This window comes from Aquabacterium sp. NJ1, assembly GCF_000768065.1.
In the GTDB taxonomy this organism is placed as follows: domain Bacteria; phylum Pseudomonadota; class Gammaproteobacteria; order Burkholderiales; family Burkholderiaceae_C; genus Aquabacterium.
Genome location: NZ_JRKM01000001.1, coordinates 3,943,238 through 3,967,730, shown reverse-complemented (window position 1 = coordinate 3,967,730; position 24,493 = coordinate 3,943,238). Strand labels below are relative to the sequence as shown.

Here is a 24,493-nt window from a genome sequence, read left to right as displayed (position 1 = left end):
CATCATGACCACGCTGGCGTCAGCACAGACGGGCAAGCATCAGCACGAAGGGTTCACGCATGAAAGTTCACCATCTGAATTGCGGGTCGATGTGCCCTCTGGGGCGACGCCTGTTGAGCGGCGAAGGCGGCTGGCTGGCCCCGGCCAATATGTGCTGCCACTGCCTGCTGATCGAAGGGCGTCATGGCCTGATCCTGGTGGACACCGGCTTGGGCACCGCCGATGTGAGCAACCCTTCGCGCCTGGGCTTTGGTTTCAACGCGATGGTCAGGCCCAAGCTGGTGATGTCGGAAACCGCGCTCTACCAGATCCGCGAGCTGGGGCTGGACCCGCGCGATGTGCGCCACATCGTGCCCACCCACCTCGATCTGGACCATGTCGGCGCGTTGGGCGACTTCCCACAAGCCGAGGTGCATGTGTACGCCAAGGAGTTGCAGGCTGCACTGACACGGCCCAGCTTGAAGGAAAAGAGCCGCTACATCCCGGCGCAATGGGCGCATGGCCCGAAATGGTCACCGCACAACGTGGAGGGTGAGCGCTGGATGGGCTTCGAAGCCGCCCGCGCCTTGCCCGACACCGATGAGGAAGTGCTGCTGGTGCCACTCACCGGCCACACCCAAGGCCACTGCGGCGTGGCCGTGCGTGGCGACGATGGCTGGCTGCTGCACTGTGGCGATGCCTACTTCTTCCGGGGCGAGATGGACGTGGACGAGCGCCACTGCCCCATCGGCCTGCGTGTGTTCCAGAGCATGGTGCAGATGGACGGCGCCAGCCGCATGGCCAACCAGTTGCGCCTGCGCGAACTCAAGCAGCAACACGGCCGGGACGTCACGCTGTTTTGCGCCCATGACCCGGTGGAGCTGGCGCAACTCAGTGGCCAGGCGCGCGAACGCCAGGGCAGCCGCGCGCAGTACGCAGCCTGACGCCCTGGCTCAATAGCGCTTGGTCAAGGTCAGCGTGTCGTTGTCGCGCTTCATCTGGAAACGCGTCAGGAACGAGTTGCCCAGCAGGATGTGCGGCATGGGCATGGGCAGCACGGCGGCCTCCACATTGAACACCTCGACATCCTGGATGCGCACGGAAGTCAGGCTCACGCGGTAACCCACCACCGTGCCATTGGCGGTGCTGCCATAAAACTTGGCGCCATCCTCGAACTTGATGCCCATGCGGCGGGCCTCGTCGGCCCCCATGGCCACGGAGGTGGCGCCCGTGTCCACCATGAAGCTCGTGGACTTGCCATTGACCTGGCCCTGGGTCACAAAGTGCCCGCCTGACACGGCCGACAGCACGATCTGCGTGCCATTGGCACCACCGCCTGATCCGCCAATGCTGACGGGTGCCTCACCCAGGTGCACGGTCTGGCGCTTGCCCGCGACCTCGACGGCCGCCTGGTCTGCACTCACGCTCAGGACCTTGACGCCCTGGTAGGTGTCACCCGCCGCCAAGGCCTTGGGCGCCCCACCATTGACCACCAGCAGGGCTTTGCTGCCCATGCCGCCGGTCATGGCCACGCTTTGCGCCAGCGCTGTCAGCGGCATCACACCGCCGCCGAACGCCAGGGCCACCGCAAGCGCCACGCGCCGCGCCCCCCATGGGGCCACAGCGCGCCCGCTCAATTGCCTGGATTCCATCTGCACGGCCTGATCTCCCTGTTTTGTTGCCGGCTGCATACCGAAACCGCACCGAAATGAATCAGTCGCGGAAATTGTTGAAGGTCAGCGGCGCTTCCGTCAGGTCCTTCTTCATCAGGGCCATGGCCGCCTGCAGGTCGTCACGCTTGGCGCCCTGCACCCGCACGGTATCACCCTGGATGCTGGCCGTGACCTTCAATTTGCTGTCCTTGATCAGCTTCGTGATTTTTTTGGCCAGCTCGGCCTCGATGCCGGCCTTGAGCTTGATGACCTGCTTGACCTTGTCGCCGCCGATCTTCTCGGCCTTGCCGATGTCCAGGAAGCGGATGTCGACCTGGCGCTTGGTGAGCTTGTTGTTGAGGATGTCGCGCACCTGGTCGAGCTGGAAGTCGCTGTCACCCAGGATGGTGATTTCCTTCTCTTTTTCCTTGAATTCGATGGCGGCGCTGGTGCCTTTGAAATCGAAGCGCGTGCCAATTTCCTTGGTGGTCTGGTCGACCGCATTGCGAACTTCGACCAGATTGGGATCGAGCACGGTGTCAAAACTGGGCATGAATTTCTCCTTTGTCTGCGAAAATTCTGCCATGCACACGCCAGCCGCCGTCCCACCCCCCTCTTCTCTCGTGATTGAACGGGGGGCCAGCCTGCGTGCTTTCAACACTTTCGGCCTGCCCGCAAGCGCCCAAACGCTGGTGCGCATTGCCTCCGAGGCAGACGCCAAGAAGGTGGTCAATGACCCGGAGCTGGGCCGCGCGCCCAAGTTCATCCTGGGGGGCGGCAGCAACCTGGTGCTCACGCAGGATGTGGACCTGTGCGTGCTCAAGATCGAGATCAAGGGCCGGCGCTTGCTGGAAACGCGTGAAGACGCGTGGATCGTGGAGGTGGGCGCGGGCGAATCCTGGCACGACACCGTGCAATGGTGCCTGGAGCAGGGCCTGCCCGGCCTGGAGAACATGGCGCTGATCCCCGGCACGGTGGGCGCGGCGCCGGTGCAGAACATCGGCGCTTACGGCGTGGAGTTGAAGGACCGCTTCGAATCGCTGGACGCGGTGGACATGATCACGGGCCGCACCGTGACGCTCGATGCGGCGCAGTGCCACTTCGGTTACCGCGACAGCGTGTTCAAACAGCGCCTGGGCGGCAAGAGCGTGATCACCAAGGTACGCCTGCGCCTGCCCCGCCCCTGGCAGCCGGTGCTCGGCTACATGGAGCTGGAGCGCAAGATCGCCGAGACGGCCAACATCCACCCTGACGCCCGCCAGATCTTCGACTGGGTCTGCGACGTGCGCCGCGCCAAGCTGCCCGACCCCGCCGTGATCGGCAACGCGGGCAGCTTTTTCAAGAACCCCGTGGTGTCGGCCGAACAATGCCGCGACATCATCGGCCGTGACCCCGAGATCGTGCACTACCCGATGGACGACGGCACTTACAAGCTGGCCGCTGGCTGGCTGATCGATGCCTGTGGCTGGAAGGGCAAGTCCATCGGCCGGGCCGGCGTGTACGAGCGCCAGGCGCTGGTGCTGGTCAACCGTGGCGGGGCCAGCGGGGCCGAGGTGGTCACCCTGGCGCGGGCCATCCAGGAAAGCGTGTACGGGCGATTCGGCATCCGGCTGGAGCCCGAGCCGGTGGTGGTCTGAGGGCTGGCACCCCGCCCTGCGCGCCGAAGCCGCCCTGCAACACACCACCCTTGCTAGGGAGAGGCGGAAACCGGCGTGCGACCTATACTGCGGCCATCGAATTTCGGAGGTCTGCCCATGCGTTCTGCTACCCACGTGCGCGCCGCGTCGCGCTGGTCCCTTTCCCTGCTCGGTGCCGCGGTCGTTGCGGCCGTTCTGGCTGGCTGTGCCTCGACGGCGCCCACGCTGGGCGACAACAAGGGCGTGGTCAGTGGTGCGGCCGGTGGCGAAAGCGCCGATGGCCAGAACTCCCAGCTGGAAAGCTGCCCCGAGACCCTGGGCACCCTGGCCATCGAGGAAGACACCAACGCCCCCTGGTACTACCAGTTGCGCGACCACCAGTTGGGCTCGACGGTGCCCGTGCTGCGCCTGATGATCCAGCAAAGCAACTGCTTCGTGATCGTGGAGCGCGGCAAGAGCCTCAACAACATGATGCGCGAGCGCGAGTTCGCCCGCGGCGAAGAAAGCCGCGCCGGCAGCAACTTCCAGAAGGGCCAGATGGTCGCGGCGGATTACACCATGAGCCCGGCCATCCAGTTCTCGGGCAAGACCGGTGGCGGCAGCGCCTTTGGCGGCGGCGGTGCACTGGGCATGCTGGGCGCCATTGCCGGCAGCGTGGGCCGCAACGAGGCCTCCACCACCTTGCTGCTGATCGACAACCGCTCGGGCGTGCAGATCGCGGCGGCCGAAGGCACGGCCAAGAACTTTGACTTCGGCTTGTTCGGCGCGGCCTTTGGCGGTGGCGGCTTTGGCGGCGGTGGCGGTTACGCCAAGACGCCCCAGGGCAAGGTGATCGTGGCGGCGTTTGCCGACTCGTACAACCAGATGGTCAAGGCGCTGCGCCGCTACAAGGCGCAGACGGTCAAGGGTGGCCTGGGCACCGGTGGCCGTCTGGGCGTTCAAGGTGGTGACACGCCGGCGTCCAAGGAACTCGACGCCAAGCCAAGCACAAAGTCCACGACGAAGAAGAAGTAAGGTGACGAGGATGACCGCTGCGCGCCGCCTTGTTCATCTGGCTGTGGCCACGCTGGCCCTTTATGGGGCTACGCAGCAAGCCGGCGCGGCCGAGTTCAACCTGTTCCTGAACTGCGCGGGCAAGCTCAACGCCAATGGCAAGGGCAAGGCCGCCACGCTGGACCTGGCCATGCGGGACAGCAATGAAACCGCCCTGATCCAGCGCTCCAACGTGCTGCCCGTGGGTGAGCGCCTGAAGTACAAGGCTTCGCCCATGGTGTACGCCATGGTCTACAAGCTGCCCCAACCGGGCACCCATTACTACAACGACTGGGTGCACGGGCAATGGGTGGTGTGGCAGCCCAACCTCAAGCGCCTGGCCACCATCCGCCTGTCGGTGGACCGCCAGACGGCCGAGCTGGAAGGCGAGTTGCTGGACTTCAACGACGACTCGCTGGGCACCATCACCATGGACTGCAAGCCCATGACGGCGGATGACATGCCGGAGCCGAAGTTCTGAGCGGGCCTTGCCCACGTCAGGCGGACTACCCGCCCCAAGCAAAAAGGCCGCACACCGTGCGGCCTTTTTTGTGCTCCCCCTTGGGGAAGCGTGCGGAATCAACCGAAATGGCAGATGTAGTGGTAAGGCTCGCCTTCCACCTTGATCTCAAACGAGGAGTTGCCAGGCACGTTGTAGCTTTCGCCCGGGCCGTAGCTCTTCCATTCGGTCTCGCCCTTGAGCTTGATGCTGCAACGGCCGGCCACGGTTTCCATGATCTCGGGTGCGCCGGTATTGAAGGTCAGCGCAGCAGGCAGGATCACGCCAACAGACTTGCGAACGCCGTCCGCCAGGGTCACGGTGTGCGAGACGCACTTGCCGTCAAAGTACACATTGGCTTGGGTGGCAACGGTGCCGGCCAGGGTGGTGGTGGTCATGAGAGAGTCTCCAAAAATATAAAAGGCCGAGGCTCGCGCCCCGGCCTGTTCAACGTGCTTACTTGGCGGCCTTCTTGGCCACGGCCTTCTTGGCAGCAGGCTTGGCTGCCGGCTTCTTGCCAGCAGTCTTGCGAGCCGGCTTGGCCGAAGCGGCACGTGCTGCCTTGACATTGGCACCGATGCGCAGACGCAGCGCATTGAGCTTGATGAAACCAGCTGCATCGGCCTGGTTGTAGGCGCCGCCGTCGTCGTCAAAGGTCGAGATCTTGGCGTCGAACAGGCTGTCGGTCTTGGACTCACGGCCCACGACCAGGATGGTGCCCTTGTACAGCTTGAGCTTGACGGTGCCGTTGACGGTTTCCTGGCTCTTGTCGATCAGGCCTTGCAGCAGTTCGCGCTCGGGGCTGAACCAGTAGCCGTTGTAGATCATGCGGGCGTAACGCGGCATCAGGTCATCCTTCAGCGCCAGGACTTCGCGGTCCAGGGTGATGGATTCGATGGCGCGGTGGCCGCTCAGCAAGATGGTGCCGCCAGGGGTTTCGTAGCAGCCACGGCTCTTCATGCCAACGTAGCGGTTCTCGACCTTGTCCAGGCGGCCGATGCCATGCTTGCCGCCGATTTCGTTCAGCTTGGTCAGCACTTGGGCAGGCGACATCTTCACGCCGTCGATGGCGACCACGTCACCCTTGGCGTAGGTCAGCTCGATGATCTGGGGCTTGTTGGGCGCCTTTTCGGGCGACACCGTCAGGCGCCACATATTGGCTTCAGGCTCGAAGTTCGGATCTTCCAGCACGCCGCCTTCGTAGCTGATGTGCAGCAGGTTGGCGTCCATCGAGTAGGGGGCGCCGCCCTTGCGCTTCTTGAAGTCCACGGGGATGCCGTGCTTGTCGGCATAAGCCAGCAGCTTTTCACGCGACAGCAGATCCCACTCGCGCCACGGTGCGATCACCTTGACGCCGGGCAGCAGCGCGTAGGCGCCCAGCTCGAAGCGGACCTGGTCGTTGCCCTTGCCGGTGGCGCCGTGCGAAATGGCGTCACCCTTGGTCTTCTTGGCGATTTCGATCAGGCGCTTGGCGATCAGGGGGCGGGCGATGGAGGTGCCCAGCAGGTATTCGCCCTCGTACAGCGCGTTGGCGCGGAACATGGGGAACACGAAGTCGCGCACGAACTCTTCGCGCAGGTCTTCGATGAAGATGTTCTCGGGCTTGATGCCCATCTTCAGGGCCTTGGCGCGTGCGGGCTCGATTTCCTCGCCCTGGCCGATGTCAGCCGTGAAGGTGACCACTTCGCAGTGGTACTCGTCCTGCAGCCACTTCAGGATGATGGAGGTGTCCAGACCGCCGGAGTAGGCCAGGACAACTTTCTTGACTTTCTGTGCGCCAGCGGCAGATGCCTTGGTGGCGGCCACGGGGGCGGCAGCAGGCGAAGTTGCGGTTGCAGCGGCCTTGGAAACCTTGGCCGGCTTGGCGGCGCGGGCTGGCTTGGCAGTTTTGGACATGGTCGAATCGGTGGATAGAGACGAAACCGTGGATTTTACGCTGTGTACGCTGTAAGGCTGCCCTGGCTGCCATCGCACCCGTTTCAAGTGGCTTTACGCAAACTTCACGTGCCCCTGGTCGACCAGGGTGGGCGCATGCCCGTTGAGTGCTGGAGCGCACCAGCAGGTTCGCGCGTTCACCAGGAGATCAGCATGCACACCCGATTCACACCCACCTGCCGCACCCTTGCCCTGGCCTTGAGCAGCCTGCTGGCGGCCACGGCGGCCAGCGCCGGCCCACGTGTGGGCGAGGTGGTGGGCAGCCCCAGCACCACTTCGCTGACGGTGCAGGCCAGGGTGGTGTCGGCCACGCCGGTGATCGGGCAGGTGCCCGTGCCACGCCAGGTCTGTTATGACGAGATGCGCCAGGAGCCGCCACGCTCGTCCGGTGCAGGCGCCTTGATGGGGGCCATCGCGGGCGGCGCCATGGGCAATGCGATCGGCAAAGGCTCTGGCCGGGCCTTGACCACCGGCCTGGGCATCTTTGGTGGCGCCATCCTGGGCAACCAGGTTGAGGTCAATGGCCGGCCAGGCAACGCCAGCACGGTGCGCCGGTGCGAGCAGCAGTCCGCCTACGAAAACCGCGTGGTGGCCTACAGCGTGGTCTACGAATATGCCGGCCAGCGTTTCAGCACGCAGATGGCGCAGGAGCCTGGTGCCACCATCCCGCTGCAAGTGACGCTGACACCGGCCGTGGCCGCGCCTGCCGCACCCGTGGCCGTGGCCCCCGTGGCTTATGCGCCGAGCCCTGATCCCTATGACAACGACGATGAAGATGACCGAGGCTGGCGACGCCACCGCCACTGGGATTGAGGTGCCAGACTGAGGCCTTCAGGCCAGTGCAGCATGCAGGCGGACTGGCAGCCTTGAAAAGCCGTGAGTTCATCACGTTTTTCAAGGCGTTTAACTCGTCGCGGAACACGCAATATTCGGACATGTAGCCCATGATGAGCTTGGGTTACAGCGTGGTGTACTGGGTGGGAGTTTGTCCATGTCCGCGTCAACGGCGACGGTGAGCCATGCAAGGCATGGCCGGAGGGCTGCATGAAAAGCAAGGCCCGGTCTCCGTTCGCCTGGATGAAGCGCCCCGCCAAGGTGCTCGACAGGGCGCGATTCGATGGCCAGCTGGAAGAGCTGGAACCACGCATCCTGTTCAGTGCCGATGCAGCGGCGCTGCTTGCCCCTGACCTGCTGACATCCGGCGACCCGGCACCTCCAATCCAGATGGTTGCGCCACCGGCAACGTCTGCAACGCAGACCACGGCTGGCAGCACAAGCACCGGCTCATCCACGCAAAGCGCACAGACCGAACTGGTCATCGTTGACGGACGCGTCGCCGATGCGCGATTGCTGGTCGACCAGATCATGGCGCAGAACCAGAATCGCCAGCTTGAGATTCACTACCTGGATGGTCAGCAGGATGGCGTCGAGCAGATCACAAAACTCCTCCAAGGCCGAGAGGACATCGGCGCGCTGCACCTCATCACGCACGGCAATGATGGTCAGCTGGTCCTGGGCAATGGCGTGCTCAATGACACAAACCTGGCCAACCACGCTGCGCAATTGTCATCCTGGCATGCCGCGCTCGCACCCAATGCGGACATCCTGCTGTATGGCTGCGATGTGGCGCAGTCAACCCATGGCCAGCGCTTTGTAGACGACTTCTCGCTGCTCACGGGCGCCAACGTGGCGGCCAGCACCAACGAGACAGGCAACAGCAACCTTGGCGCAGACTGGACGCTGGAGTACCAGGATGGCGCCATCCACACGAGCATGCTGCTCAACGGCTCACCCGTCAGCCAGTGGGATCACCTGCTCGCCAACTACGTGGTGACATCCACCGCAGACACCAATACATCGGGCACGCTGCGCTACGCGCTCAATCAGATCAACAGCACGAGCAGCGGCTCGATCACGTTCAACATCAGCTCGGGCGCAGCAGGCACGGGCAGTGATACAGGCGCCTATGTCATCACCCTGACCTCTGCGCTGCCGCAAATCACCAAGGCGGTCAGCATCGACGGCTCGACGCAAAGCGGCTATGTGGCGGGCGGCCTGCACACCGTGGTGATCGATGGCGCTGACTTCGGAACCGTTTTCGACCTGGCATCCGGCGCGTCCGGCAGCACGATTCGCGGGCTGGTCATTCGAAATTCGGCCGGCAATGGTGTCTATATCGAAAGCAATGCCAACAACGTGACGGTGGTGGGCAACTACATCGGCAGTTTCTACGCCGACGGCAGCAATGCCGGCACGGGCAAAGGTAACGCGAACCTGGGGGTTTACGTCTTTGGCGGCAATGCGGTGATCGGCGGCACGACTGCGGCAGACCGCAACGTCATCTCGGGCAACGGCACAGCCTATGACGTCTGGCTGGACACGGGCTCCAACGGCACGGTCGTGCAGGGCAACTACATCGGCCTGGACGCGACGGGCACATCGATTTTCTCAAGCAACAAGACCGACTACGGTATCGTGATCCAGGGGTCGGCCAGCAACGTCACGATCGGTGGAACGGCCGCTGGCGCAGGCAATGTGATCTCCGGCCACAACCTGCAGGGCATTTACGAGAGCTCCACGGGCTCGGTGACGATACAAGGCAACTACATCGGCACCAATGCGGCCGGCACGGCGGACCTCGGCAACGCGCGTTACGGCATCTACCTGGATGACACGGGTACGGCCGTGATCGGCGGCACCACTGCGGGGGCGGGTAACGTCATCTCCGGCAACGACTATGGCGGCATCTTCGCAGCTAACAACAGCATCACCGTCCAGGGCAACATCATCGGGCTCAATGCGACGGGCACCGCCACCCTGGGCAACACCGGCCCCGGCATCTATCTCAACACGTCGGCGGCATCCACCATTGGCGGCGGCTCGGCAGCGGCACGCAACGTCATCTCCGGCAACAGCACCTATGGCATCGACGTGGAATCAAGCCCCAGCGCAGGGCACGTCATCCAGGGCAATTACATCGGAGTGGCGTCTGACGGAACGACGCTGATCGGTAATGGCTCCACGGGCGTCTACATCAACGCGCATTACGTGAAGGTCGGCGGCAAAAATGCCGGTGAAGGCAACATCATCGCCGGCAATGGCGGCGCGGGCATTGCGGTCATCGCCGGCCATGACAACCTCTGGTATCGCAACTCGATCTACAGCAACACCGGGCTAGGCATCGACTTGAACAACGATGGCGTGACGGCCAACGACTACAACGATGGCGACGGCGGGCCAAACTACCTCAACAACTACCCGGTCGTCAGCTCGGCGGTGGTCAACGGCAGCAACACCACGATCACTGGCTCCATTGACTGGCATAACCACGCCACAGCTGACACCATCTACATCGAGCTGTTCTCCAGCCCAACACTGGATGCCTCCGGTTACGGTGAGGGCAAGACCTATCTGGGCGCGGCCTCCGTCACGACGGACCCGACCACCGGCGACGCCACCTTCAGCATCACGGTCACCGGGGTCAACGTGGGTGACTACATCACCGCGGTGGGCAACGTCGAAACCAGCTATCTGGGTGGCTCCGAGTTCTCGCAGGGCCTGGCTGCGACATCCATTGCCAACGCGCCCAAAGGCAAGTTGATCTGGACCGACAACGATCAGCTCGACAACTGGGTGTCCAATTGGTCGGGCACGGCCTTCAGTGCGCCTGGCATGACAGGGCTGAATCTGGGTGACGACGTCACGATGATGACGGTTGCAGAAGCCCCGACACGCGATGAGCTCATCATGATCGGCTCGGCCGATGCCTCGGGCAAGATCGAAGCCATCGTCTGGAACGGCAGCACCTGGACGGCCCCGCTGGGTGTGCCGGTCGCTGCACCCAGCGCTGCCGCATCGCAGTACAACAGCTTCGGCCTGGCCTATGAAAGTCAAAGCGGCGATGCCATGCTGGTGTGGGACAACGGCACCACCGGTACGGCCGGTCTGTCGTACGCGGTGTGGAACGGGACGAGCTGGTCGGCCATCAACACGATCACCGCGCCATCATCGGGCGAGCCCTTGCAGATGAAGCTGGTATCCAACCCCATTGCAGATGGCTTGGTGTTGGTGGCGACGACCAATACGGGCGACAACAACTACGCCATCGTGTGGAACGGAAGCAGTTGGGGCAACTCTCAAACACTGGGCACCAACACCAACAAGCAGTATTTCGAGATCAACGCCGCTTACGAGGCCAAGACCGGCAACGCCATGGTGGTCTATGACAACTCGGCTTCAAATTCTTCCAACCTGCAATACCGCACCTGGAATGGCAGCACTTGGAGCAGCGAAGGCACGATCTCTGCGGCAGCGGGCATCACGGCAACGTCTGACGTGTATTGCACGGCCATCGCGTCAGACCCAACCAGCAACAAGATCGCGGTTGCGGTCAAAGATGCGGCAAACGATGTGTATGTCAGCGTCTGGAGCGGTAGCGCCTGGGACACGTCTCATCTGATCACCACGTCAGGCATTGCCTCGCCGGACAACCATGCCACCATGGCCGTGGCGTTCGAATCCTTGTCGGGTGATTTGCTGGTGGCTTATGGGAAGGCGGCGGGCCCCTATGTGTACTACCAGACATACAGCAGCGCTGGCGTGTGGTCCGCCGAGCAACAAGGCCCAAGCATGGGCGGCACGGACATCACCTACTCGCTCAAGCTCTACGCTGACCCTTACTCCAACACCATCATGATGGCAGATCAGGATGGCGCCCTGGACCTGAACATGGTGGCCTGGGATGGCAGCGCCTGGGGATCCGTGACGACCATTGATGCCAATACGGGTGAATATTATCGAGAGAACTACGCCTTTGCCTGGAACATCTACACGCCGCCCAGCATTGGCAACCTCTCTGGCGACACCTTGGCGTATACCGAGGATGCTGCGGCAACGGTCATCGACCAGGGATCAGCCGCTGCCGTCAGCGACGGGGATGGGATTGGCTGGTCAGGTGGGAATCTGACCGTGTCGTTCACGGCCGGATCGACCTCCTCGGAGGACGTGCTGGCGATACGCAACCAGGGCACAGGCGCTGGACAGATCGGCGTCAGCGGGGCGAACGTGACATATGGCGGGACCGTCATCGGCACGTATGCGGGTGGCTCCAGTGGCGCGGCCCTGGTGATCACGCTCAACGCTTCGGCCACCAATGCCGCGGTGAGTGCGCTGGTCAATAACGTGACCTATGCCAACACCAACACGACGACGCCTTCGACAAGCAGCCGCACAGTCCGCTTTGTGGCGACGAACGCACGAGGTACAAGCAGCACCAGCACGGATACCACGGTGTCTGTGACCGCCGTCAACGATGCGCCCACCGCGACCATCACGCCCATCAGCTATAGCGCGACCGAACAGGTCTCCCTGACGCTGCATGGAACGGGGCTGAGTATCTCCGACCCCGACGCTGGCAGTTCGATCGTTCAGGTGCAAATTGGTGTGACGAGCGGCACACTGAATGTGGGGGCAGGAACGACAGGTGTGACGGTCAGCAACTCAGGCACCAACACGGTCACGCTGAGCGGCACCATCACACAGATCAACAACTTGCTGGCAGGCAGTCTGAGCGGCACTGTCACGTACATCATCAACAGCGACGCGCCGCCCGCCAGCGACACCTTGACGCTTCAAGTCAGTGACCTCGGCAATACGGGCACGGGCGGCACGCTGACCGCATCTGATACAGCAACGATCAACATCACTGCGGTCAACGACGCGCCGACTGGATCAGTCACCATCACCGGCACGGCCACGCAAGGCCAGACACTCACTGCCAGCAACAACATTGCCGATCCTGACGGCCTGGGCACCATCACCTACCATTGGCTGCGCGGTGGCGTCGACACCGGCGCGACGGGCGGAACCTACTTGCTTTCTGAAGCTGATGTTGGAGCCGTGATTTCCGCCAGGGCGACTTACACAGACGGGTATGGCACTGACGAGACCGTCACCAGCGCCGCCACCGCAGCCGTGGCCAATGTCAATGACGCGCCCACTGGTTCCGTGACCGTCACCGGCACCGCCACCCAAGGCCAGACGCTCACGGCCAGCAACAACATCGCCGATGCCGATGGCATGGGTGTCATCACCTACCACTGGTTGCGCGATGGTGTGGACACCGGCTCCACAGGCAGCACCTATGTCCTGGCCGAAGCCGATGTCGGAACGGCCATTTCTGCACAAGCCGCCTACACCGATGGACACGGCACCGCCGAGACCGTCACCAGCGCAGCCACAGCGGCTGTGGCCAATGTCAACGATGCACCGACGGGTGCGGTCACGATTTCAGGCACGCTGACCCAAGGCCAGACGCTCACTGCCAGCAACAACATCGCCGATGCCGATGGCCTAGGCACCATCACCTACCACTGGTTGCGCGATGGCGTGGACACGGGTGCCACTGGCAGCACCTACGTCCTGGCCGAGGCCGATGTCGGCACCACCATCTCGGCACAAGCCGCCTACACCGATGGACACGGCACCGCCGAGACTGTCACCAGTGCGGCTACCGCAGCCGTGGCCAATGTCAATGACGCGCCCACTGGTTCTGTCACCATCACCGGCACCGCCACCCAAGGCCAGACGCTCACGGCCAGCAACAACATCGCCGATGCCGATGGCATGGGTGTCATCACCTACCACTGGTTGCGCGATGGCGTGGACACGGGTGCCACAGGCAGCACCTACGTCCTGGCCGAAGCCGATGTCGGCACCGCCATCTCTGCACAAGCCGCCTACACCGATGGACACGGCACCGCCGAGACTGTCACCAGTGCCGCCACTGCGGCCGTAGCCAATGTCAATGACGCGCCGACGGGCTCGGTCACGATTTCAGGCACGCCGACGCAGGGCCAGACACTCACCGCCAGCAACAACATCGCTGATGCCGATGGCATGGGTGTCATCACCTATCACTGGCTGCGCGATGGTGTGGACACGGGCGTCACTGGCAGCACCTATGTCCTGGCTGAAGCCGATGTCGGCACCGCCATCTCTGCACAGGCCGCCTACACCGACGGCCACGGCACCGCCGAGACCGTCACCAGCGCAGCCACAGCGGCTGTGGCAAATGTCAACGATGCACCGACGGGTGCGGTCACGATTTCAGGCACGCCGACCCAAGGCCAGACGCTCACTGCCAGCAACAACATCGCTGATGCGGACGGCATGGGTGTCATCACCTACCACTGGTTGCGCGATGGCGTGGACACCGGTTCCACAGGCAGCACCTATGTCCTGGCCGAAGCCGATGTCGGCACAGCCATCTCTGCACAAGCCGCCTACACCGATGGACACGGCACCGCCGAGACCGTCACCAGCGCCGCCACAGCGGCTGTGGCCAATGTCAATGATGCACCGACGGGTGCGGTCACGATTTCAGGCACGCCGACGCAGGGCCAGACGCTCACGGCCAGCAACAACATCGCCGATGCGGACGGCATGGGTGTCATCACCTACCACTGGTTGCGCGATGGCGTGGACACGGGTGCCACAGGCAGCACCTACGTCCTGGCCGAGGCCGATGTCGGCACCGCCATCTCGGCACAAGCCGCCTACACCGACGGCCACGGCACCGCCGAGACTGTCACCAGCGCCGCCACGGCGGCTGTGGCCAATGTCAATGACGCCCCCACTGGTTCGGTGACGATTGCCGGCACGCCGACGCAAGGCCAGACGCTCACTGCCAGCGATAACATCGCTGATGCCGATGGCATGGGTGTCATCACCTATCACTGGCTGCGCGATGGCGTGGACACGGGTGCCACAGGCAGCACCTACGTCCTGGCCGAAGCCGATGTCGGCACAGCCATCTCTGCACAAGCCGCCTACACCGATGGACACGGCACCGCCGAGACCGTCACCAGTGCCGCCACCGCAGCCGTGGCCAATGTCAACGATGCGCCGACGGGTACGGTCACGATTTCAGGCACGCCGACGCAGGGCCAGACGCTTACGGCCAGCAACAACATCGCTGATGCGGACGGCATGGGCGTCATCACCTACCACTGGTTGCGCGATGGTGTGGACACGGGTGCCACAGGCAGCACATACGTCCTGGCCGAAGCCGATGTGGGCACCGCCATCTCGGCACAAGCCGCCTACACCGACGGCCACGGCACCGCCGAGACTGTCACCAGTGCGGCTACCGCAACCGTGGCCAATGTCAATGACGCGCCCACTGGCTCCGTCACCATCACCGGCACCGCCACCCAAGGCCAGACGCTCACCGCAAGCAACAACATCGCCGATGCCGACGGCATGGGCGTCATCACCTACCACTGGTTGCGCGATGGCGTGGACACCGGTTCCACAGGCAGCACCTACGTCCTGGCCGAAGCCGATGTGGGCACGGCCATCTCTGCACAAGCCGCCTACACCGATGGACACGGCACCGCCGAGACTGTCACCAGTGCGGCTACCGCAGCCGTGGCCAATGTCAATGACGCACCCACTGGTTCTGTCACCATCACCGGCACCGCCACCCAAGGCCAGACGCTCACGACCAGCAACAATATCGCCGATGCGGACGGCATGGGCACCATCACCTATCACTGGCTGCGCAACGGTGTGGACACCGGTTCCACCGGCAGCACCTACGTCCTGGCTGAAGCCGATGTGGGCACGGCCATCTCTGCGCAGTCCACCTACACCGACGGCCACGGCACCGCCGAGACTGTCACCAGTGCGGCTACCGCAGCCGTGGCCAATGTCAATGACGCGCCCACTGGTTCCGTGACCGTCACGGGCACTGCAACCCAAGGCCAGACGCTCACGGCCAGCGATAACATCGCTGATGCCGACGGCATGGGTGTCATCACCTACCACTGGTTGCGCGATGGCGTGGACACGGGTGCCACAGGCAGCACCTACGTCCTGGCCGAAGCCGATGTCGGCACAGCCATCTCTGCACAAGCCACCTACACCGACGGACACGGCACCGCCGAGACCGTCACCAGTGCCGCCACCGCAGCCGTGGCCAATGTCAACGATGCGCCGACGGGTACGGTCACGATTTCAGGCACGCCGACGCAGGGCCAGACGCTCACCGCAAGCAACAACATCGCCGATGCCGACGGCATGGGCGTCATCACCTACCACTGGTTGCGCGATGGCGTGGACACCGGTTCCACCGGCAGCACCTATGTCCTGGCCGAAGCCGATGTGGGCACCGCCATCTCGGCACAAGCCGCCTACACCGACGGCCACGGCACCGCCGAGACTGTCACCAGTGCGGCTACCGCAGCCGTGGCCAATATCAATGACGCGCCCACTGGTTCCGTCACCATCACCGGTACCGCCACCCAAGGTCAGACGCTCACCGCCAGCAACAACATTGCCGATCCCGATGGCCTGGGCACCATCACCTACCACTGGCTGCGCGATGGCGTGGACACCGGTTCCACCGGCTCGACTTATGTGCTCGCTGAAGTCGATGTGGGCACGGCCATCTCTGCACAGGCCACCTACACCGACGGACACGGCACGGCCGAGACCGTCACCAGCGCCGCTACCGCAGCCGTGGCCAATGTCAATGACGCCCCCACTGGTTCGGTGACGATTGCCGGCACCGCCACCCAAGGCCAGACGCTCACCGCCAGCAACAACATCGCTGATGCCGATGGCCTGGGCACCATCACCTACCACTGGTTGCGCGATGGTGTGGACACGGGCGCCACAGGCAGCACCTACGTCCTGGCCGAAGCCGATGTGGGCACGGCCATCTCTGCACAGGCCACCTACACCGACGGACACGGCACGGCCGAGACTGTCACCAGTGCGGCTACCGCAGCCGTGGCCAATGTCAACGATGCCCCCACCGGCTCGGTCACCGTCACTGGTACCGCCACTCAAGGTCAGACGCTCACCGCCAGCAACAACATCGCCGATGCCGATGGCCTGGGCACCATCACCTACCACTGGCTGCGCAATGGCGTGGACACTGGTACAACCGGATCGACCTACCTGCTCGCTGAAGCCGATGTCGGAACGGCCATCTCCGCACAAGCCGCCTACACCGACGGCCACGGCACCGCCGAGACTGTCACCAGTGCGGCTACCACAGCCGTGGCCAATATCAATGACGCGCCCACTGGCTCCGTCACCATCACCGGCACCGCCACCCAAGGCCAGACGCTCACGGCCAGCAACAACATCGCTGATGCCGATGGCATGGGTGTCATCACCTATCACTGGCTGCGCGATGGCGTGGACACGGGTGCCACTGGCAGCACCTACGTCCTGGCCGAGGCCGATGTGGGCACGGCCATCTCCGCGCAAGCGGCTTACACCGATGGCCACGGCACCGCCGAGACCGTCACCAGCGCCGCCACAGCGGCTGTGGCCAATGTCAACGATGCACCGACGGGTGCGGTCACGATTTCAGGCACGCCGACCCAAGGCCAGACGCTCACGGCCAGCAACAACATCGCTGATGCCGATAGCATGGGTGTCATCACCTATCACTGGCTGCGCGATGGCGTGGACACGGGCGCCACAGGCAGCACCTACGTCCTGGCCGAGGCCGATGTCGGCACCGCCATCTCGGCACAAGCCAGCTACACCGACGGCCACGGCACCGCCGAGACCGTCACCAGCACCGCTACTGCGGCCGTGGCCAATGTCAACGATGCGCCGACGGGTGCGGTCACGATTTCAGGCACGCCGACGCAGGGCCAGACGCTCACCGCCAGCAACAACATCGCTGATGCCGACGGCATGGGTGTCATCACCTACCACTGGTTGCGCGATGGCGTGGATACCGGCTCCACAGGCTCGACTTACCTGCTCGCCGAAGCGGATGTGGGCACGGCCATCTCCGCGCAAGCCGCTTACACCGATGGACATGGCACCGCCGAGACCGTCACCAGTGCCGCCACCGCAGCCGTGGCCAATGTCAACGATGCCCCCACCGGCTCGGTCACCATCACCGGCACCGCCACCCAAGGCCAGACGCTCACGGCCAGCGATAACATCGCTGATGCCGACGGCATGGGTGTCATCACCTACCACTGGTTGCGCGATGGCGTGGATACCGGCTCCACAGGCTCGACTTACCTGCTCGCCGAAGCCGATGTGGGCACGGCCATCTCTGCACAGGCCACCTACACCGACGGACACGGCACCGCCGAGACCGTCACCAGCGCCACCACTGCGGCCGTAGCCAATGTCAATGACGCGCCGACGGGTGCAGTCACGATTTCAGGCACGCCGACGCAGGGCCAGACACTCACCGCCAGCAACAACATCGCCGATGCCGACGGTTTAGGCACCATCACCTATCACTGGCTACGCAACGGTGTGGACACTGGTGCAACTGGGTCGACCTACCTGCTTGCTGAAGCCGATGTGGGTACCGCCATCTCCGCACAAGCGGTTTACACCGATGGACATGGCACCGCCGAGACCGTCACCAGCACCGCTACCGCGGCCGTGGCCAATGTCAACGATGCGCCCACCGGTTCGGTCACAGTCACCGGCCCCGCCACCAAAGGCCAGACCCTCACCGCCAGCGACAACATCGCCGACGCAGACGGCATGGGTGCCATCACATACCACTGGCTGCGCGATGGTGTGGACACGGGTACAACCGGATCAACTTACCTGCTCGCTGACGCCGATGTGGGTACCACCATCTCCGCACAAGCGGCGTACACCGATGGGCATGGCACCGCCGAAACCGTCACCAGCGCCGCCACCGTAGCCGTGGCCAATGTCAACGATGCCCCCACCGGCTCGGTGACGATTGCCGGCACGCCGACGCAAGGCCAGACGCTCACCGCCAGCAACAACATCGCCGATGCCGACGGCATGGGTGTCATCACATACCACTGGCTGCGCGATGGCGTGGACACAGGTACAACCGGATTGACCTACCTGCTCGCTGAAGCCGATGTGGGCACCGCCATCTCTGCGCAAGCCGCCTACACCGACGGCCACGGCACCGCCGAGACTGTCACCAGCGCCGCCACGGCGGCTGTGGACAATGTCAATGACGCCCCCACCGGTTCGGTGACGATTGCTGGCACGCCGACGCAGGGCCAGACGCTTACGGCCAGCAACAACATCGCTGATGCGGACGGCCTGGGCACCATCACCTATCACTGGCTGCGCAATGGCGTGGACACCGGTTCCACCGGTTCGACTTATGTACTCGGCGAAGCCGATGTCGGCACGGCCATTTCTGCACAAGCCGCCTACACCGATGGACACGGTACGGCCGAAACCGTCACCAGCGCCGCCACGGCGGCTGTGGCCAATGTCAATGACGCGCCGACGGGTGCAGTCACGATTTCAGGCACCGCCACCCAAGGCCAGACACTCACCGCCAGCAACAACATCGCCGATGCCGATGGCCTGGGCACCATCACCTACCACTGGTTGCGCGATGGCGTGGACACGGGTGCCACGGGCAGCACCTACGTCCTGGCTGAAGCCGATGTGGGCGCCGCTATCTCTGCGCAGGCCAGCTACACCGACGGACACGGCACCGACGAGACCGTCACCAGCGCCACCACTGCGGCCGTAGCCAATGTCAATGACGCGCCGACGGGTGCGGTAACGATTTCAGGCACGCCGACGCAGGGCCAGACACTCACCGTCAGCAACAACATCGCTGATGCGGACGGCATGGGTGTCATCACCTACCACTGGTTGCGCGATGGCGTGGATACCGGCTCCACAGGCTCGACTTACCTGCTCGCCGAAGCGGATGTGGGCACGGCCATCTCCGCGCAAGCCGCTTACACCGATGGACATGGCACTGCAGAGACCGTCACCAGTGGCGCCACGGCGGCCGTAGCCAATGTTAATGACGCGCCCACTGGTTCCGTGACCGTCACGGGCACTGCAACCCAAGGCCAAACGCTCACCGCGAGCAACAACATCGCCGATGCCGACGGCATGGGCGTCATCACCTACCACTGGTTGCGCGATGGTGTGGACACGGGCGCCACAGGCAGCACCTACGTCCTGGCCGAAGCCGATGTCGGCACCGCCATCTCTGCGCAAGCCGCCTACACCGATGGACACGGCACCGCCGAGACTGTCACCAATGCGGCTACCGCAGCCGTGGCCAATGTCAACGATGCCCCCACCGGCTCGGTCACCGTCACCGGTACTGCCACCCAAGGCCAGACACTCACCGCCAGCAACAACATCGCCGATGCCGACGGCATGGGCGTCATCACCTACCACTGGTTGCGCGATGGCGTGGATACCGGCTCCACAGGCTCGACTTACCTGCTTGCCGAAGCCGATGTGGGTACCGCCATCTCTGCACAAGCGGCTTACACCGATGGACATGGCACTGCAGAGACCGTCACCAGTGGCGCCACGGCGGCCATAGCCAATGTTAATGACGCGCCCACTGGTTCCGTGACCGTCACGGGCACTGCAACCCAAGGCCAAACGCTCACGGCCAGCAACAACAACGCTGATGCCGATGGCATGGGTGTCATCACCTATCACTGGCTGCGCGATGGCGTGGACACGGGCGCCACAGGCAGCACCTATGTCCTGGCCGAAGCCGATGTGGGCACGGCCATCTCCGCGCAAGCGGCTTACACCGATGGACACGGCACCGCCGAGACTGTCACCAGTGCGGCTACCGCAGCCGTGGCCAATGTCAATGACGCGCCCACGGGCTCGGTCACGATTTCAGGCACGCCGACGCAGGGCCAGACGCTTACGGCCAGCAACAACATCGCTGATGCGGACGGCATGGGTGTCATCACCTACCACTGGTTGCGCGATGGCGTGGACACGGGTGCCACAGGCAGCACCTACGTCCTGGCCGAAGCCGATGTCGGCACAGCCATCTCTGCACAAGCCGCCTACACCGATGGACACGGCACCGCCGAGACTGTCACCAGTGCCGCCACTGCGGCCGTAGCCAATGTCAATGACGCGCCGACGGGCTCGGTCACGATTTCAGGCACGCCGACGCAGGGCCAGACGCTTACGGCCAGCAACAACATCGCTGATGCGGACGGCATGGGTGTCATCACTTACCACTGGTTGCGCGATGGCGTGGACACGGGTGCCACTGGCAGCACCTACGTCCTGGCCGAAGCCGATGTCGGCACAGCCATCTCTGCACAAGCAACCTACACCGACGGCCACGGCACCGCCGAGACCGTCACCAGCGCAGCCACAGCGGCTGTGGCAAATGTCAACGATGCACCGACGGGTGCGGTCACGATTTCAGGCACGCCGACCCAAGGCCAGACGCTCACTGCCAGCAACAACATCGCCGATGCCGATGGCCTGGGCACCATCACCTACCACTGGCTGCGCGATGGCGTGGACACGGGCGCCACGGGCAGCACCTACGTCCTGGCCGAAGCCGATGTCGGAACGGCCATCTCTGCACAAGCGGCTTACACCGATGGACACGGTACGGCCGAAACCGTCACCAGCGCCGCCACGGCGGCTGTGGCCAATGTCAATGACGCGCCCACTGGTTCCGTCAACATCACCGGCACCGCCACCCAAGGCCAGACACTCACCGCCAGCAACAACATCGCCGATGCCGACGGTTTGGGCACCATCACCTACCACTGGTTGCGCGATGGCGTGGACACCGGTTCCACAGGCAGCACCTACGTCCTGGCCGAAGCCGATGTGGGCGCCGCTATCTCTGCACAGGCCACCTACACCGACGGACACGGCACCGCCGAGACCGTCACCAGCGCAGCCACCGCAGCCGTGGCCAATGTCAACGATGCGCCCACCGGCTCGGTGACGATTTCTGGCACGCCGACGCAGGGCCAAACGCTCACGGCCAGCAACAACATCGCTGATGCGGACGGCATGGGTGTCATCACCTACCACTGGTTGCGCAATGGTGTGGACACGGGCGCCACGGGCAGCACCTACGTCCTGGCCGAAGCCGATGTCGGCACCGCCATCTCTGCACAGGCCGCCTACACCGACGGCCACGGCACCGCCGAGACTGTCACCAGTGCAGCTACCGCAGCCGTGGCCAATATCAATGACGCGCCCACTGGTTCCGTCACCATCACCGGCACCGCCACCCAAGGCCAGACGCTCACGGCCAGCAACAACATCGCCGATGCCGATGGCCTGGGCACCATCACCTATCACTGGCTGCGCAATGGCGTGGACACCGGTTCCACCGGTTCGACTTATGTACTCGGCGAAGCCGATGTCGGCACGGCCATCTCTGCACAGGCCACCTACACCGACGGACACGGCACGGCCGAGGCCGTCACCAGCGCCGCCACGGCGGCCGCGGCCAATGTCAATGATGCGCCGACGGGTGCGGTCACGATTTCAGGCACGCCGACGCAGGGCCAGACACTCACCGCCAGCAACAACATCGCCGATGCGGACGGTCTGGGCACCATCACCTACCACTGGCTGCGCAATGGCGTGGACACGGGCTCCACGGGCAGCACCTATGTCCTGGCTGACGCCGATATGGGCACGGCCATCTCTGCAAAAGCCACCTACACCGACGGACACGGCGCGGCCGAGACCGTCACCAGTGCCGCCACCGTGGTATCCATGCCGGTGGCAATCGATTTGGGCCCGAGCACAGACACATCAAACTCGCCCCCTCCCAGCGCCCAAACCGATACCGGCAACAAAACAAGCGTTGAGACGAGCCCATCCAAACCAAGCAAGGAAGCCGAGCCCAAACCCGCACAGAACGCACAACCTGCCACGCCCACCCCAGCCAAGGCGGAAGGCGCAGACTTTGCCCCCAAAGATGCGGCAGGTGCGCTGCTGCAACGTATCCAGGCAGGTATCTGGAGTCCCCGCACGCTGACGGACACGTTTGGAAGCGGCAGACAAATGCTCTTCTCACCCACCCTCAGCAACTACGTCCCGTCCATGCCGACCAATCCGGGCAATGGCACCACGGTGATCCAACTCCTGGATCTGATCAAGCCCGCCGTGGAACACGCTCAGGACATCAATCTGCTGCACACCCCCTTGAGCAGCGTCACGCACGCCTTGCCTGCACGCTCAGTCGCAGACACAAACGCATCCGACCAGGACGGGGGGCAGACACCGATCAAGCTGACCAAGGTGGCCAGCTACTCCACGGGCCTGGGCCTGTCCATCGGCACCATCTGGTGGACGGCGCGGATCTCGGGCCTGGTCACCAGCGCGCTGGTCAGCACCCCGGCCTGGCGCTCGCTGGACCCGCTGCCCGTGGTGACCTCACCCTCAGACGACCCGGATCATGACGAGGACGGCGACAACCACCTGGGCGACCGTGAGGTCGAGCACCTGTTCGACGGCGACAAGCCCATCGAGCAGGACATGCCCGTCATCCAGTGAACAAGCCCATCTGGGGGCCATCGTCCAGGTGCAAGGCGCCGCGATCGAACGCGCTGCTGTCCAGCTCAGGTGCACGGCGCCCCAGGCCATGGCGCGCCGCGGCCTTGCGAACCCGCTGCGCGATCAATTGGGCCCACACGCCCTCGCCTTTCATGCGCAGGCTGAAGTCGGCATCGTAGTCCTTGCCGCCCCGCAGCTCACGCACACGGGCCATGACGCGCGCCGCCTTGTCAGGCACATGGTGCATGAGCCACTCCTCGAACAAGGGCTTGACCTCCCAGGGCAACCGCACCACGGTGTAGTGGATGGCCTGGGCCCCGGCCTGTGCCGCCGCCTCGATGATCTGCTCAATCTCGGGCTCATTGAGGAAGGGGATGATGGGTGCCACGTTCACTCCCACCGGCACGCCGGCCCGCGCGAGCCTTTGCACGGTTTGCAGGCGGCGCAAAGGCGCGGCGGCGCGAGGCTCCAGCCGGCGTGACAAGCCGCTGTCCAGCGTCGTGACGCTGACCATCACATAAGCCTGCCGGCGCGCACCCGCCACAGACAGGATGTCCAGATCACGCTCGACCCCGCTCGATTTGGTCACGATGGTGTAGGGATGCTGGCAGGCGTGCAGCACCTCCAGCACGCTGCGGGTGATGCGCCACTCGCGCTCGACGGGTTGATACGCGTCGGTGGCCGAACCGATGTTGATAGGAGAAGGCTCATGCCCCTCGCGTGCCAGCTCGTGCCGCAGCAAGGCAGCTGCGTTGACCTTGGCCACCAGCCTGGTTTCGAAGTCCAGCCCCGGCGACAGATTGAGGTAGCTGTGGGTGGGGCGGGCATAGCAGTAGATGCAACCGTGCTCGCAACCGCGGTAAGGGTTGATGGACCAGGTGAAGGGGATGTCGGGTGAATCGTTGCGGGACAGGATGCTGCGCGCCTGCTCGGGCGTGACCTCGGTCTGCGGCGAGGGCTGAGCGTCATCGTCACCCCAGGCTGGCTCAGCCTGATCAGGCACCGGCTCGACAAGCTCGTCCACCTGCCGGCCTTGTGACTCGAAGCGGTGCGCGATGCGGGTCATCGTGCCCCGGCCTTTGCGGGGCGCGGCAACGTGTCGGTCGTCTGGTGGGGTGCTCATGGTTGATTGAATGATACTGTACAAACATACAGCACTCAAGCCTGACCTGCTTACCGCCCCTCCCTGTGCCCCTCCTGGACTGGAGCCCTGCCCATGGCCTGGCGCCATTCCCGACGTAAATACTCGCTCATCTCTTCATATCTTGCTGGCACTCATTTGCGTGATATGAACTTTTGCACATTTTCCGACCTTATATGCCCACAGACCCCCATGTAATGCCAACTTAGTCATAAATCACAGCACAGGGTAACTTCTACCCCTTGATTAAGGGTCCGAATAACCGAAAATGTTTACACGATCGGTAAGAACCCTTGTAACCTTT

The 24,493-nt window shown here is 64.0% G+C and carries 11 protein-coding genes; 6 read left to right on the top strand and 5 right to left on the bottom strand.

Translation table 11 applies throughout. The features are described 5' to 3' along the window. Positions 1-59: 59 nt before the first annotated feature. Positions 60-923 (top strand): MBL fold metallo-hydrolase, encoded by an 864-nt coding sequence (locus tag JY96_RS17005; RefSeq protein WP_052162669.1) that lies wholly within the window; start codon positions 60-62, stop codon positions 921-923. A 9-nt stretch (positions 924-932) separates the two neighbouring features. On the opposite strand, the gene JY96_RS17000 is transcribed toward JY96_RS17005, so the two are convergent. Both JY96_RS17000 and JY96_RS16995 read right to left on the bottom strand, forming a co-directional pair. Further along, on the bottom strand, positions 933-1,631 hold the full coding sequence (locus JY96_RS17000) for a TIGR02281 family clan AA aspartic protease (protein WP_081961663.1): 699 nt from the start codon (positions 1,629-1,631) through the stop codon (positions 933-935). 61 nt (positions 1,632-1,692) lie between these two features. Further along, positions 1,693-2,184, bottom strand: a complete 492-nt coding sequence (locus tag JY96_RS16995) for a YajQ family cyclic di-GMP-binding protein (protein ID WP_035043419.1) — start codon at positions 2,182-2,184, stop codon at positions 1,693-1,695. A gap of 31 nt (positions 2,185-2,215) precedes the next feature. Between JY96_RS16995 and murB the strand changes: the two genes are divergently transcribed. The 3 genes from murB to JY96_RS16980 all read left to right on the top strand — a co-directional run bounded on the left by murB (position 2,216) and on the right by JY96_RS16980 (position 4,781). Continuing rightward, positions 2,216-3,268: a UDP-N-acetylmuramate dehydrogenase gene (gene murB / locus JY96_RS16990; RefSeq protein WP_052162668.1), complete on the top strand. Its 1,053-nt coding sequence runs from the start codon at positions 2,216-2,218 to the stop codon at positions 3,266-3,268. A 117-nt stretch (positions 3,269-3,385) separates the two neighbouring features. Continuing rightward, on the top strand, positions 3,386-4,282 hold the full coding sequence (locus JY96_RS16985) for a CsgG/HfaB family protein (protein WP_052162667.1): 897 nt from the start codon (positions 3,386-3,388) through the stop codon (positions 4,280-4,282). A 10-nt stretch (positions 4,283-4,292) separates the two neighbouring features. Then, on the top strand, positions 4,293-4,781 hold the full coding sequence (locus JY96_RS16980; RefSeq protein WP_152606550.1) for a hypothetical protein: 489 nt from the start codon (positions 4,293-4,295) through the stop codon (positions 4,779-4,781). A 98-nt stretch (positions 4,782-4,879) separates the two neighbouring features. On the opposite strand, the gene JY96_RS16975 is transcribed toward JY96_RS16980, so the two are convergent. Then, positions 4,880-5,197 (bottom strand): pyrimidine/purine nucleoside phosphorylase, encoded by a 318-nt coding sequence (locus JY96_RS16975; protein WP_035039303.1) that lies wholly within the window; start codon positions 5,195-5,197, stop codon positions 4,880-4,882. Between the two features lie 58 nt (positions 5,198-5,255). Continuing rightward, positions 5,256-6,695 (bottom strand): argininosuccinate synthase, encoded by a 1,440-nt coding sequence (locus tag JY96_RS16970; RefSeq protein ID WP_081961355.1) that lies wholly within the window; start codon positions 6,693-6,695, stop codon positions 5,256-5,258. A gap of 192 nt (positions 6,696-6,887) precedes the next feature. Here JY96_RS16970 and JY96_RS22480 point away from each other — a divergent pair, with 192 nt between their 5' ends. Then, positions 6,888-7,547: a glycine zipper 2TM domain-containing protein gene (locus tag JY96_RS22480; RefSeq protein ID WP_152606549.1), complete on the top strand. Its 660-nt coding sequence runs from the start codon at positions 6,888-6,890 to the stop codon at positions 7,545-7,547. Between the two features lie 231 nt (positions 7,548-7,778). Continuing rightward, positions 7,779-23,048, top strand: coding sequence for a DUF4347 domain-containing protein (locus JY96_RS16960; RefSeq protein WP_081961354.1), 15,270 nt, complete (start codon positions 7,779-7,781; stop codon positions 23,046-23,048). Here the strand turns inward: JY96_RS16960 and JY96_RS16955 are convergent. After that, positions 23,038-24,171, bottom strand: a complete 1,134-nt coding sequence (locus JY96_RS16955) for a PA0069 family radical SAM protein (protein ID WP_052162665.1) — start codon at positions 24,169-24,171, stop codon at positions 23,038-23,040. The two genes, JY96_RS16960 and JY96_RS16955, sit on opposite strands and share 11 nt — an antisense overlap. Positions 24,172-24,493 lie beyond the last annotated feature (322 nt).